Source organism: Streptomyces sp. NPDC002680 (genome assembly GCF_042889145.1).
Lineage (GTDB): Bacteria > Actinomycetota > Actinomycetes > Streptomycetales > Streptomycetaceae > Streptomyces > Streptomyces adonidis.
Window position 1 is genome coordinate 285,273 of the sequence record NZ_JBIAQP010000002.1, and the last position, 12,704, is coordinate 297,976.

Consider the following 12,704-nt stretch of genomic DNA (forward strand, 5'->3'; position numbering starts at 1 on the left):
TGCGCTTGCTTCCATCGAACGCATGGACCACATCACGTTCCTGGTGGCGGTCGTCATCGTGACGGCCCTGGCCTTCGACTTCACCAATGGATTCCATGACACGGCGAACGCGATGGCCACGTCCATCGCCACCGGCGCCCTGAAACCGAAGACAGCGGTCCTGATCGCCGGAGTCCTCAACATCGTCGGCGCGTTCCTGTCCACCGAGGTCGCCAAGACGATCTCGGGCGGCATCGTCGACGACACGCTCGTCAGCCCTGGGATGATCTTCGCCGGGCTGGTCGGGGCGATCCTCTGGAACCTGATGACCTGGCTGGTGGGGCTGCCGTCGAGTTCCTCGCACGCCCTGTTCGGCGGGCTGATCGGCGCGGTGTGGGTGGGTGCGGGCGCCGACGGTGTGCACTTCACCAAGGTCGTCGAGAAGGTGCTGATCCCGGCGCTGGCCTCACCTCTGGTGGCCGGCATCGCGGCCCTGATCGCCACGTACCTCGCCTACAAGCTCACGGCCCGCGCCCGCAAGGACACGGTGACCAAGGGGTTCCGGGCCGGTCAGATCGCCTCCGCCTCCCTCGTCTCCCTCGCGCACGGCACGAACGACGCGCAGAAGACCATGGGCATCATCACCCTGACCCTGATCTCCGCGGGCGCGCTCGGCCATGACGCCGGTCCGCCGGTGTGGGTGATCGCGTCGGCGGGGCTCGCCATCGGCCTCGGCACCTATCTGGGCGGCTGGCGGATCATCCGGACCATGGGCAAGGGCCTGACCGAGATCCAGTCCCCGCAGGGCTTCGCCGCCGAGACGGCGTCCACGGCCGTCATCCTCACCTCCGCCCACCTCGGCTTCGCCCTCTCGACCACCCAGGTCGCCTCGGGCAGCATCCTGGGCGCGGGCCTGGGCCGGCGGCTGGCGGAGGTGCGCTGGGGTGTCGCGGGCCGCATGGTCATGGCGTGGCTGATCACCCTGCCCGCCGCCGCGCTGGTCGGCGGGGTCTCCGCGGGCGCCGTCAGGTACGGCGGCACCTTCGGCACCGTGGTCGTCGCGCTGGTCGCCGTCGCGGTCGCCGGGGGCATCGTGCTGGCCGCGCGCCGCAACCCGGTGCACGCGAACAACGTCAACGAGACCCACGAGGTCAGCATCAAGGCGTCGGAGCCGACGCGCGTCGGCACGGCCGCGTGAGCGAGGGAGAAGCGAAATGAATCTGGACTGGAGCGCACTGGGGCAGGTCGCCGCGGTGAGCCTCGGGGCCACCGTCGCCGTGGTCGTCGTCTTCGCGGTCGGCGTCCTAGGACTCGCCCGGGTCGAGGGCGCGCGTGAGAATGACGGTGGTACGCACGCGCTCGGGCTCGCCCAGGCCGGACTGTGCTTCGTGGCGTGCGCGGCCGTGGTCGCGTACGGCATCTATCTGATCGTGCCGCAGTTCCACTGACCGCTGACGTCGATGCACGGGAGGCCGACAGAATGACACCGTTGATGTCCGGGCTGAAGGTCGACTACAGCGACCACGACGAGCCCGTCCTCATCCGGCCGGACGGCACTCCGGTCGAGACCTGGCGGGAGAACTACCCCTACGCCGAGCGCATGGAGCGCAAGGAGTACGAGTGGCACAAGCGGCTCCAGCAGATCGAACTGCTGAAGCTGCAGAGCTGGATCAAGCAGACCGGCCGCCGCCTGGTCGTCGTCTTCGAGGGCCGGGACGCGGCCGGCAAGGGCGGCACGATCAAGCGCTTCACGGAGCACCTGAACCCGCGCGGCGCCCGGGTCGTGGCCCTGGAGAAGCCCACCGAACGCGAACGCGGCCAGTGGTACTTCCAGCGGTACGTCGAACACCTGCCGACCGCCGGCGAGATAGTCCTGTTCGACCGCTCCTGGTACAACCGGGCCGGTGTGGAACGGGTCATGGGTTTCTGCACGGACGACGAGTACCGGCGCTTCACCCGCCAGGCCCCGCTGTTCGAACGGATGCTCGTCGACGACGGCGTCGACCTGATCAAGTTCTGGTTCTCGGTCTCCCAGGGCGAACAGCGCACCCGTTTCACGATCCGTCAGGTCGACCCCGTACGGCAGTGGAAGCTCAGCCCCATGGACCTCGCCTCCCTGGACCGCTGGGACGACTACACGGCGGCCAAGGTCGCCATGTTCCGCGAGACGGACACCGAACAGGCGCCCTGGACGGTGGTGAAGAGCAACGACAAGAAGCGGGCGCGGGTCGAGGCGATGCGCAGCGTGCTGGCCCGCTTCGACTACACGGGCAAGGACGAGGAGGTCGTCGGCAGCCCGGACCCGAGCATCGTGGGCGCGGCGGCGAACCTGCTGGAGGCGGGCGAGGACGACGACGGCATGTGAACCGGCCGAGGCGGGGATGCCTCAGACGTGACCGAACCCTCCACCGCCACCGACCGAACCCGCCTCGCCGAGAGCGCCTACGGCAGCGACCGCCACCTGGCCGCCCGCCAGGCGCTCTACCGGTGGCAGACACCCCGTCACGACCTGCCCGGCATCGCTGCCGGGCAGCTTCGTGCTGTACGCGGACACGTGGTCGACGTCGGCTGCGGCAACGGCAGGTTCGTCCGGCGACTGCGCGAGGACCGGCCCGCACAGACCGTGCTGGGCCTGGACATCGCGCCCGGCATCCTCGCCGGAGTCCCCGCCCCGGTCGCCGTGGCGGATGTCACACGCCTGCCACTGGCTTCGGGGAGCGTGGGCGCGGTCCTGGCGATGCACATGCTGTACCACGTGCCCGACATCCCGCAGGCGGTACGGGAGTTGGCCCGCGTCGTCGCCCCCGACGGGCTGGTGATCGCCTCCACCAACGGCGACCGGGACAAGGCCGAGCTCGACGACCTGTGGCAGCAGGCCGCGAGCGACGTGCTCGGCACCGGGCAGGAACCGGTCCGGTTCTCGATCGGCGCCCGCTTCTCCCTGGAGAACGCCCCGGGCTTCCTCGGGGCGGAGTTCGGGCGGGTGGAGACGATCGAACTCCCCAGCACCGTCACCGTCCACGACCCCGAGCCCGTCGTCGCCTACCTGGCGTCCTACCGGGCCTGGGCGGACCAGTACGACGTGCCCTTCGACGCGACGGTCGAGCGGGCCCGCGCCATCGTCACCGAACGGATCGCCCGGCAGGGGGCGTTCGAGGTCGGCTGCCGGGCGGGGATCCTCGTGTGCCGGCGTTGAGGGGGCTCACACGGTCGCAGGGCAGCGAAAAGGGCCGGCCTGTATTGACCGGCCCTTTTCGGCGAAAGCCCGCATCAGGCCTTCTTGGTCTCCCAGAAGATCTTGTCGATCTGGGCGATGTAGTCCAGGGCCTTCTGACCCGTCGCCGGGTCGGTCGACGCCTTGGCGGCCGAGAGGGCCTTCAGGGTGTCGTTGACCAGCTGGTGCAGCTCCGGGTACTTCTCGAAGTGCGGCGGCTTGAAGTAGTCGCTCCACAGGACCGACACGTGGTGCTTGGCGAGCTCTGCGCGCTGCTCCTTGATGACGGTGGCACGCGCCTGGAAGTGCGGGTCGTCGTTGGCGGCAATCTTGTCCTGCACGGCCTTCACCGACTCCGCCTCGATGCGGGCCTGGGCGGGGTCGTACACACCGCAGGGCAGGTCGCAGTGGGCGCTGACCTTGACCTTGGGGGCAAACAGGCGGGAAAGCATGGAGCGTTCCTTCCTCGTGATCGTCTTCTCAGGTTGGACATTACTCCCTGAGAGAGGGGTTTTCGCGAGTGCCCCCATGGGCTTAGGACAAAAGTAGGGGGTCAGACTGGGACTGGTGGAGGATGGAACCGGGGAGGTGCCGGGATGCCGGAGCTGTCGCAGGAGAGCGCGCACGGGAGCGAGCGCGGGAGTGAGCACGGAGGGGCCGCGAAGCTCTTCGGATGGGTCGAGGTGACCGGGCCGTCGATGGTGCCCACGCTGTATCACGGCGATTTTCTCGTGGTGCGCTACGGGGGCCGGGTCAGGGCCGGGGAGATCGTCGTCCTGCGCCATCCGTTCCAGCAGGACCTGCTGGTCGTCAAACGGGCCGTGGAGCGCCGTGAGGGCGGTTGGTGGGTGCTCGGGGACAACTCCTTCGCCGGCGGCGACAGCACCGACTACGGGACCGTGCCGCACGATCTGATCCTGGGCCGGGTCAGGTTCCGCTACCGGCCGCTCAAGCCGGGTCAGCGCTCGCCGCTGGCGCTGCTGCGCTGGGCGCTCTCGGCCGCGAGGCCCGTCTTCTCGGACCGGTCGGCCTCCAGGCGTTTGCGGGCGCGGTAGGCGGCCACGTTGGCCCGGGTCGCGCAGCGGTCGGAGCAGTAGCGGCGGGAACGGTTCGTCGAGGTGTCCAGGTAGGCGTTGCGGCAGGGCGGCGCCTCGCACAGGCCCAGGCGGTCCACGCCGTACTCGGTGAGGTGGAAGGCCAGGCCCATCGCGGCGATGGCCGCGTAGCCCGCGGTCGCGTTCGACGGGTGGTCGGCGAGATGCATGTGCCACAGCGGGCGGCCGTCGTCGTCCCGGAAGTCGTGCCCGGAGATCTGCGGGCTCACCGGGAACTCCAGCAGGAGTGAGTTCAGCAGGTCCACCGAGAGCGTCTCGTCGCCCGTGTCCGCCGCCTCGAAGACCGCGCGCAGCCGGGCCCGTACGGAGCGGAACCGGGTCACGTCGGCGTCGGTGGCGCGGCGGGCGGCCTGCTGGTTGGCGCCGAAGAGGTCGCGGACGGCGTCGATCGAGGTCAGCGAGTCCTTTCCGCGCGCCGGTTCCTCGGTGTTGACGAGACGCACGGCGTAGTCCGAGTAATAGGCCAGTTCCACTTGTAGTCCTTACGGGCGCGTTCTATGGTCGTCGGTGTGGGCGGAAGTAACGGCTGACATTGCTTCCAGGGTATTACGCATGCGCTCAACGTGTGCGGCCGACCGAGGGGGTTCGATGACGATCAGCACTGGCAGCACTGGTACAAACGCCGGAACCGACTGGAATGCCTGGCAGGAGAGCTGGGACCGCCAGCAGGAGTGGTACCTGCCGGACCGTGAGGAACGGTTCCGGGTCATGCTCGACATGGTCGAGGCCCTCGTCGGCCCCGCCCCGCGCGTGCTCGACCTCGCCTGCGGCACGGGAAGTATCACGGCCCGGCTCCTCGCCCGGTTCCCCGGGGCCACCAGCACCGGCGTCGACCTCGACCCCGCGCTCCTCGCCATCGCCGAGGGCACCTTCGCGGGCGACGACCGCGTCACCCTCGTCACGGCCGACCTCAAGGACCCGCGGTGGACGAGCGGGCTGCCGTACGACTCGTACGACGCCGTCCTGACCGCCACCGCCCTGCACTGGCTGCACAGCGACCCCCTCGCGGACCTCTACGGCCGGATCGCGGAGGTCGTCCGCGACGGCGGTCTGTTCATGAACGCGGACCACATGATCGACGACAGCACGCCCCGGATCAACGCGGCGGAGCGCGCACTGCGCCACGCACGTATGGATCAGGCCAAACAGGACGGTGTCGTCGACTGGGCGCAATGGTGGCAGCTCGCCGCCCAGGATCCCGTCCTCGCCGGGCCGACCGCCCGCCGCTTCGAGATCTACGGCGAGCACGCGGAAGGCGACACGCCCTCCGCCGAGTGGCACGCGCGCGTGCTGCGCGAGAAGGGCTTCGCCGAGGTGCGTCCCGTGTGGTGCTCACCCTCGGACACCCTGCTGCTCGCCCTCAAGTGACCCGGGCGGCGCGTGCGGAAGGGGCGGTACGGGAAATCCCGTACCGCCCCTTCCGTCTCTGTGTGTCAGGTGTTGGCGGGCGTCGTCAGAGGACCTTGGACAGGAACGACTGGGTGCGCTCGTGCTGAGGGTTCGTCAGGACGTCGCGCGGGTTGCCCGATTCGACGACCACGCCGCCGTCCATGAAGACCAGGCTGTCGCCCACCTCGCGGGCGAAGCCCATCTCGTGGGTGACGACGATCATCGTCATCCCGGACTCGGCCAGGTCGCGCATGACGTCGAGGACGTCACCGACCAGCTCCGGGTCCAGGGCCGAGGTCGGCTCGTCGAACAGCATCAGCTTCGGGTCCATGGCCAGGGCCCGGGCGATGGCGACGCGCTGCTGCTGGCCGCCGGAGAGCTGCGTGGGGTAGCTGCCGGCCTTGTCGGCCAGGCCCACGCGCTCCAGGAGCTGGCCCGCGCGCTCACGGGCCTGCGCCTTGCTCACGCCCTTGACCTGGACCGGCGCCTCCATGACGTTCTCCAGCGCCGTCATGTGCGGGAACAGGTTGAAGCGCTGGAAGACCATGCCGATGTCCCGGCGCTTCAGCGCGACCTCGCTGTCCTTCAGCTCGTACAGCTTGTCGCCCTTCTGGCGGTAGCCGACCAGCTCCCCGTCGACGTACAGGCGCCCCGCGTTGACCTTCTCCAGGTGGTTGATGCACCGGAGGAACGTCGACTTGCCGGAGCCGGAAGGGCCGATGAGGCAGAACACCTCGCCCGACTTCACCTCCAGGTCTATGCCCTTGAGGACCTCGACGGGGCCGAAGGACTTGTGCACGCCCTCCGACTTGACCATCGCGACGGCTTCGGAGCCGGTGACCTTTTCCGTGCTCATGGTCAGCGCCTCCAGCTTCCGAGGGACAGCAAGTTCGCCTTGATCTTCTGCAACGGCGTGGCCGGAAGCGAACGGCTGGAACCGCGCGCGTAGTACCGCTCGATGTAGTACTGGCCGACGCTGAGGATCGAGGTGAGGATCAGGTACCAGGCCGCGGCGAGGAAGTACATCTCCACCGGGGCACCGGACGTCTGCCCGATGTCCTGGGCGTAGCGGAACAGTTCGGCGAACTGCACCACCGACACCAGCGAGGTCGTCTTGAGCATGTTGATGACCTCGTTGCCCGTGGGCGGCACGATCACGCGCATCGCCTGCGGGATCACGATCCGGCGCAGGGTCTTGGAGTGGCTCATGCCCAGGGCGTGCGAGGCCTCGGTCTGGCCCTCGTCGACCGACAGGAGGCCGGCGCGGCAGATCTCCGCCATGTAGGCGGCCTCGTTCAGGCCCAGGCCCAGGAGCGCCGTCAGCAGCGGCGTCATGAAGCTGGACCAGTAGTCCTTGTAGATCGGACCGAGGTTGATGTAAGTGAAGACCAGGCCCAGGTTGAACCAGACGACCAGCTGGACCAGGACCGGGGTGCCGCGGAAGAACCAGATGTAGAACCAGGCGATGGTCGAGGTCACCGGGTTCTTCGACAGCCGCATGACGGCGAGCAGGATGCCGCCGACGATGCCGATCAGCATCGACAGGACCGTCAGCAGCAGGGTCTTCCAGACGCCGGTGAGGATGCGGTCGTCGAAGAAGTAGTCCGGTACGGCGCCCCAGTTGATGTTGCCCTGGGCGAACGCGGAGATGATCGCGACGAAGAGCGCGATCGCGATCAGGGCCGAGACGTACCGCCCGTAGTGCCGGACCGGGATGGCCTTGATGGCCTCCGGTCCGGCCGGGGGAGTGTCCGCCGGTCCTGTCGTCTTGTCGGTGTCAACAGTCACGGGTGTTGCCTTTCAGTGCCCGTAGCTTCCGTGAGCCCGGGTCACTTGCCGCCGTTGACGGTGGCCGTCGTCACGGCGCCGTCCTCGACGCCCCACTTGGCGACGATCTTGGCGTACTCGCCGTTCTTGATGATCGCGTCCAGCGCGGCCTTCAGGGCGTCCCGCAGCTCCGTGTTCGTCTTGGCGACCGCGATGCCGTACGGGGCCGCCTCGACCTGCTCGCCGACGACCTGGAAGTCGTTGCCGCCGCCCGAGGTCTTCACCGCGTACGCCGTGACCGGGAAGTCGGAGGAGCCGGCGTCCGCGCCGCCCGCGCGGACTCGGGTCTGGGCCTGCTGGTCGTTGTCGTACGACTCGATGGTGATCTTCTTGCCACCCGTACACTTCGCCGTCTCGGCCTTGGCGAGGTCCTCGGAGACCGTGCCGCGCTGCACCGCGATCTTCTTGCCGCACAGGTCGGACCAGCTCTTGATGCCCTGGTCGTTGCCCTTCTTGGTGTAGATCGAGACACCGGCGGTGAAGTAGTCGACGAAGTCGACGCCCTCGCCGACCTTCTTGCCGTTCTCGGTGCCCTCCTGGCGGTCCTTGGTGTCGGTCATCGCGGACATGGCGATGTCGTACCGCTTGGAGCGCAGACCCGTGATCAGGGTGTCGAAGGTGCCGTTCTGGAACTCGAACTTCACGCCGAGCTGCTTGCCCATGGCGTCCGCGAGGTCCGGGTCGATGCCGACCGTCTTGCCCGAGTCGTCCTTGAACTCGACCGGCGCGTACGCGATGTCCGAGCCGACGGTGATGACGCCCTTGTCCCGGATCGCCTGGGGGAGCTTGTCGGCGAGCGGGGCCGAACTCGTCGAGGCGCTCTCCGAGCCACTGCCCTTGTCCTTGGTCTGGTCACCGCACCCGGTGAGCAGCAGGGCGCCCGCGACCGCGATCGCACCGACCGCTGCTAGCCGGTTCTGCGCGGCGGTCGTACGAAGGGTGGAGCTTGCGGTCATGGTGGGTTCCTCCGGCGGATGGATGGTGTGCCATTGGGGCCGCCGCCCGCCCGATTGGAGCGGGCGGAACCGGCGGGTCGACTTGTGCACGCATCTTTGAGTGTCGCGACCTTGTGTGATTACGGCATCTTGCCATTCGGACTGAGGCATTCAGACGACCGGCTATGTCAAAATCGGATAACGGGTCACCCCCGTTGAGCGTCAGGTCGGTGCATCAGAGCCGGACCTTCCCGGATCTTCTACGGGAATCATTCGTTCCGGCCGGAAGATCTTCGGTGTATCTCGCCAGGTGAGCGGCTGTTGCCATCCGCACGTACATCCGTATGGACGGCCGCCCGAGGACTCCGTCCGGCCCAAGACCCGACCCGACTCGCCTCTCGATTTGATCGATCATGTCCGGGTATGCAGCCGTGTGTGGTGATAAGCCATGTCACCCACGTGTGACCTTCGACTTATAGGGGTCGTCGTCGGTGTCCTCCGTCCGGTAAGAAGGTTCTTTACACCCCTCATCCGGGGCTCAGGACGCGTGTGCGGCGCGTCCGTCGCGCTTGTGCCCGTGCGCATCACTCACCGGGGCCTCGCGCGGTGCCCGCCCACCCCTCACCAGGAGTGGTCACCCTCAAACCTTGAAGACTTAAGGGGTACAAAAAGTGGCAGCGGAGATCGTCAATCCTCGCAGCGACATCAGCATCGGCACCGGCGGCGACGCCGGTGAGTTCGACCCGGCGTTCGCTCTCCACCGGGGCGGCAAGATGGCCGTGCAGGCCACCGTGCCCATCCGTGACAAGGACGACCTGTCCCTCGCGTACACACCCGGTGTGGCCCGGGTGTGCACCGCCATCGCCGAGCAGCCCGACCTCGTCAACGACTACACCTGGAAGTCGTCCGTCGTCGCGGTCGTGACGGACGGTACGGCGGTCCTCGGACTCGGGGACATCGGTCCCGAGGCCTCCCTTCCAGTGATGGAGGGCAAGGCGATCCTGTTCAAGCAGTTCGGCGGCGTGGACGCGGTCCCGATCGCGCTGGCCTGCACGGGCGTGGACGAGATCGTCGAGACCGTGGTCCGGCTGGCGCCGTCCTTCGGCGGGGTCAACCTGGAGGACATCTCGGCACCGCGGTGCTTCGAGATCGAGCGGAAGCTCCAGGAGCGGCTGGACATCCCCGTCTTCCACGACGACCAGCACGGCACGGCGGTCGTGACGCTGGCGGCGCTGCGCAATGCGGCGCGGCTCACCGGGCGTGAGCTGGGTGAGCTGCGGGGTGTGATCTCGGGCGCGGGTGCGGCGGGAGTCGCCATCGCGAAGTTCTTGCTGGAGGCGGGCCTCGGGGACGTGGCCGTCGCCGACCGCAAGGGCATCGTCTCGGTGGACCGGGACGACCTCACGCCGGTCAAGCGCGAGCTGGCCGAGCTGACGAACCGGGCGGGGCTGAGCGGGTCGCTCGAGTCCGCGCTCGCCGGCGCGGACGTCTTCATCGGGGTCTCCGGGGGTACGGTCCCCGAGGCGGCGGTGGCTTCCATGGCGGACGGCGCGTTCGTGTTCGCGATGGCCAACCCGGATCCCGAGGTGCACCCGGATGTGGCGCACAAGTACGCGGCGGTCGTCGCTACCGGGCGGTCGGACTTCCCGAACCAGATCAACAACGTGCTGGCGTTTCCGGGGATCTTCGCGGGGGCGTTGCAGGTTCGGGCGTCTCGGATCACCGAGGGGATGAAGATCGCGGCGGCGGATGCGTTGGCTGCGGTCGTGGGTGAGGATCTTGCCGCCGACTACGTGATCCCGTCGCCGTTCGACGAGCGGGTTGCTCCGGCGGTCACCGCGGCGGTTGCCGCGGCGGCGCGGGCGGAGGGGGTCGCTCGACGCTGAGCGCGAGCGACTTGGGTGTTGGGGGTGGTCCCGTCCGGCTTCGGCTGTGGCGGGGCCATTCTTTTTTCGCCCCCGCCGCCCCTACCCGTTCCCATCCCTGGGGGCTGCCGCCCCCAGACCCCCGCTCCGGCCCTGAAGGGGCCTTGTCCTCAAACGCCGGACGGGCTGAAATGCCTGGGCTGGGCTGAAAGATCAAGCCCCGACAGCCACCCCTTCGGCCTCAACGGCCACCCTCCGGCCCCGACGGCCACTCTCCAGCCTCGGTCGGCACCCTCCAGCCCGTCCGGCGTTTGAGGACGAGCGCGTTCAGCGCGAAAGGGGGGTCTGGGGGCGCAGCCCCCAGAAGGATGGGACGGGTAGGGGCGGCGGGGGCGAAATCAAGAGGGCGTGTGTCACAGGGGCGTGCCGTTCCCACCGGTGGCGCTCGGACCCTATCGTCAGCTTCATGTTCGCTGCCTATGCCGCCCGCATCGACCCCGACCACCCGCTCAACGGGCTGGAGTTGGGCGACCGCCCAGCCCCGGAGGCGCGCCCCGGCTGGGCGACCGTCGACGTCAGGGCCGCCTCGCTCAACCACCACGACCTGTGGTCCCTGCGCGGAGTCGGACTCCCGGAGGACCGCCTCCCGATGATCCTCGGCTGCGACGCCGCCGGCGTCGACGCGGACGGTAATGAAGTCGTCCTGCACTCCGTCATCGGGCAGACGGGGCACGGTGTAGGACCCAAAGAGCCCAGGTCCATTCTCACCGAGCGCTACCAGGGCACCTTCGCCGAGCAGGTCGCCGTACCCGCCTGGAACGTCCTGCCCAAGCCCAAGGAACTCTCCTTCGCCGAGGCCGCCTGTCTGCCTACCGCCTGGCTGACGGCCTACCGCATGCTCTTCACCAACGCGGGCGTACGCCCCGGCGACTCGGTCCTCGTACAGGGCGCCGGCGGCGGTGTCGCGACCGCCGCGATCGTGCTCGGCAAGGCGGCGGGCCTGCGTGTCTTCGCCACGAGCCGGGACGAGGCCAAGCGCAAGCGCGCGCTGGAGCTGGGCGCCGTCGAGGCCGTCGAGTCCGGGGCGCGGCTGCCGCAGCGCGTGGACGCCGTGATCGAGACGGTCGGGGCGGCCACCTGGTCGCACTCGGTCAAGTCGCTGCGGCCCGGCGGCACGCTCGTCATCTCGGGCGCCACCAGCGGCGACCGCCCCTCGCACGCCGAACTGACCCGCATCTTCTTCCTCGAACTCAAGGTCGTCGGCTCGACCATGGGCACCAAGGACGAGCTGGAGGACCTGCTTTCTTTCTGTGCCGCCACCGGCGTGCGTCCCGTCATCGACGAGGTGCTCCCCCTCGACCGGGCCCGTGAGGGCTTCGAACGCCTCGAATCCGGCGACCTGTTCGGCAAGATCGTCCTCACCACCTCCTGATCCTCATCCTCGTCCACCGAGTGTGTCAACGTGGGTTGACATTGCCTCGCGTGTCAACCTATGTTGACATCATGACCGAAGCAACAGATCTCGCCGAGCGCGCGGGTGACCGCGACCCGCGGGTCGGACTGCGGGCCGTCTCCGCGTTGCGGAGGCTGGTCGAGCAGTTGGAGGCCGTGCAGGTGCGCGGTGCGCGCAATCAGGGCTGGTCGTGGCAGGAGATCGCCGCGGAACTCGGTGTCAGCAGGCAGGCCGTGCACAAGAAGTACGGGAGGCAGTGATGTTCGAACGGTTCACGAACGATGCGCGCGCCGTGGTGCGGGGTGCCGTCGAGCACTCCGAGCGCGTCGGCAGCCGGTCCGTCGACGCCGAGCACCTGCTGCTCGCGCTGCTCGACCGCGAGGCGAGCCGGGCCTCCTTCGCGCTGGCCTCGCTCGGGCTCGCCGCCGACCGCAAGGAGCCGGTGAAGTCCGCCCTCGCCGACGCCCGTCGCCGTGCGGGACTGTCCCAGGCCGAGGCCGACGCCCTCGCCGGGCTCGGTATCGACGTGTCCGACCTCGTCTCCCGGGTCGAGGAGGTGCACGGCGTCGGCGCGATGTCCGGCGACCGCAAGGACACGGGCTGGTGGTCGGGGCGCCGCACCTTCAGCCGGGACGCCAAGGAGGTGCTGGAGCGGTGCCTGCGCATCGCGGTGGCTCATCGGGACCGCCGGATCGGCGACGAGCACATCCTCCTCGCCCTCACGGCCCGCCCCGGCGTACCGTCAGAGGTCCTCGCCGACCAGGGAGTCACGTACGAGGCCCTGAGCCGTGTGCTGTACGGCGGGGGTGAGGCGAGGGCCGCCGGCTGAGGGTTCGGGCTGAGGCCCGTCGGGCGGGTGCCCGGCGCCGCGCCGCGCCGCGCGTCAGGCGCCTCCAGCCCCGGCCCTCCAGCCCCGGCCCTCCAGCC

15 protein-coding genes are annotated in these 12,704 nt (G+C 69.1%); 10 read left to right on the top strand and 5 right to left on the bottom strand.

The annotated features are described in order from the left end of the window. Positions 1-22: 22 nt before the first annotated feature. Genes ACFYXF_RS07915 through ACFYXF_RS07930 form a run of 4 tightly spaced genes read left to right on the top strand, consistent with a single transcriptional unit; the run spans position 23 to position 3,175 of the window. The gene (locus ACFYXF_RS07915; protein ID WP_389348696.1) at positions 23-1,177 is read left to right on the top strand and encodes an anion permease; all 1,155 of its coding nucleotides are present in this window, start codon (positions 23-25) and stop codon (positions 1,175-1,177) included. Between the two features lie 16 nt (positions 1,178-1,193). After that, the gene (locus ACFYXF_RS07920; protein ID WP_235474915.1) at positions 1,194-1,427 is read left to right on the top strand and encodes a hypothetical protein; all 234 of its coding nucleotides are present in this window, start codon (positions 1,194-1,196) and stop codon (positions 1,425-1,427) included. A 32-nt stretch (positions 1,428-1,459) separates the two neighbouring features. After that, a complete protein-coding gene (gene ppk2 / locus ACFYXF_RS07925; RefSeq protein WP_389348697.1) occupies positions 1,460-2,344 on the top strand; it encodes a polyphosphate kinase 2 in 885 nt (294 codons plus the stop codon). A 27-nt stretch (positions 2,345-2,371) separates the two neighbouring features. Beyond that, the gene (locus ACFYXF_RS07930) at positions 2,372-3,175 is read left to right on the top strand and encodes a class I SAM-dependent methyltransferase (RefSeq protein ID WP_389348698.1); all 804 of its coding nucleotides are present in this window, start codon (positions 2,372-2,374) and stop codon (positions 3,173-3,175) included. Positions 3,176-3,249: 74 nt separating this feature from the next. Here ACFYXF_RS07930 and sodN read toward each other — a convergent pair whose 3' ends face one another. Continuing rightward, positions 3,250-3,645, bottom strand: coding sequence for a superoxide dismutase, Ni (gene sodN / locus ACFYXF_RS07935; RefSeq protein WP_164409275.1), 396 nt, complete (start codon positions 3,643-3,645; stop codon positions 3,250-3,252). Positions 3,646-3,789: 144 nt separating this feature from the next. On the opposite strand from sodN, the gene sodX reads away from it, so the two are divergent. Then, complete coding sequence (sodX, locus tag ACFYXF_RS07940) at positions 3,790-4,248, top strand: nickel-type superoxide dismutase maturation protease (RefSeq protein WP_389348699.1); 459 nt, start codon at positions 3,790-3,792, stop codon at positions 4,246-4,248. On the opposite strand, the gene ACFYXF_RS07945 is transcribed toward sodX, so the two are convergent. After that, positions 4,152-4,781 (bottom strand): CGNR zinc finger domain-containing protein, encoded by a 630-nt coding sequence (locus tag ACFYXF_RS07945; RefSeq protein WP_389348700.1) that lies wholly within the window; start codon positions 4,779-4,781, stop codon positions 4,152-4,154. The genes sodX and ACFYXF_RS07945 overlap by 97 nt on opposite strands. 115 nt (positions 4,782-4,896) lie before the next feature. Here ACFYXF_RS07945 and ACFYXF_RS07950 point away from each other — a divergent pair, with 115 nt between their 5' ends. Continuing rightward, the gene (locus ACFYXF_RS07950) at positions 4,897-5,676 is read left to right on the top strand and encodes a class I SAM-dependent methyltransferase (protein WP_389348701.1); all 780 of its coding nucleotides are present in this window, start codon (positions 4,897-4,899) and stop codon (positions 5,674-5,676) included. A gap of 85 nt (positions 5,677-5,761) precedes the next feature. Here ACFYXF_RS07950 and ACFYXF_RS07955 read toward each other — a convergent pair whose 3' ends face one another. From ACFYXF_RS07955 to ACFYXF_RS07965, 3 genes are read right to left on the bottom strand one after another with little or no spacing between them, the layout of a single operon-like run. After that, complete coding sequence (locus ACFYXF_RS07955) at positions 5,762-6,553, bottom strand: amino acid ABC transporter ATP-binding protein (protein WP_389348702.1); 792 nt, start codon at positions 6,551-6,553, stop codon at positions 5,762-5,764. 2 nt (positions 6,554-6,555) lie between these two features. Further along, positions 6,556-7,485, bottom strand: a complete 930-nt coding sequence (locus tag ACFYXF_RS07960; protein ID WP_389348703.1) for an amino acid ABC transporter permease — start codon at positions 7,483-7,485, stop codon at positions 6,556-6,558. Between the two features lie 41 nt (positions 7,486-7,526). After that, positions 7,527-8,480 (bottom strand): ABC transporter substrate-binding protein, encoded by a 954-nt coding sequence (locus ACFYXF_RS07965; RefSeq protein WP_389348704.1) that lies wholly within the window; start codon positions 8,478-8,480, stop codon positions 7,527-7,529. Between the two features lie 650 nt (positions 8,481-9,130). On the opposite strand from ACFYXF_RS07965, the gene ACFYXF_RS07970 reads away from it, so the two are divergent. The 4 genes from ACFYXF_RS07970 (at position 9,131) to ACFYXF_RS07985 (ending at position 12,606) form a co-directional block, all read left to right on the top strand. Next, positions 9,131-10,345 carry an NADP-dependent malic enzyme gene (locus tag ACFYXF_RS07970; protein WP_389348705.1) on the top strand — a complete coding sequence of 405 codons (1,215 nt, stop codon included), beginning with the start codon at positions 9,131-9,133 and terminating at the stop codon, positions 10,343-10,345. A 445-nt stretch (positions 10,346-10,790) separates the two neighbouring features. Next, positions 10,791-11,756 carry a zinc-binding dehydrogenase gene (locus tag ACFYXF_RS07975; RefSeq protein ID WP_389348706.1) on the top strand — a complete coding sequence of 322 codons (966 nt, stop codon included), beginning with the start codon at positions 10,791-10,793 and terminating at the stop codon, positions 11,754-11,756. Between the two features lie 71 nt (positions 11,757-11,827). After that, positions 11,828-12,037, top strand: a complete 210-nt coding sequence (locus ACFYXF_RS07980; RefSeq protein WP_389348707.1) for a helix-turn-helix domain-containing protein — start codon at positions 11,828-11,830, stop codon at positions 12,035-12,037. Then, the gene (locus ACFYXF_RS07985; RefSeq protein WP_389348708.1) at positions 12,037-12,606 is read left to right on the top strand and encodes a Clp protease N-terminal domain-containing protein; all 570 of its coding nucleotides are present in this window, start codon (positions 12,037-12,039) and stop codon (positions 12,604-12,606) included. Before ACFYXF_RS07980 ends, ACFYXF_RS07985 begins: the two co-directional genes overlap by 1 nt. Positions 12,607-12,704: the final 98 nt, after the last annotated feature.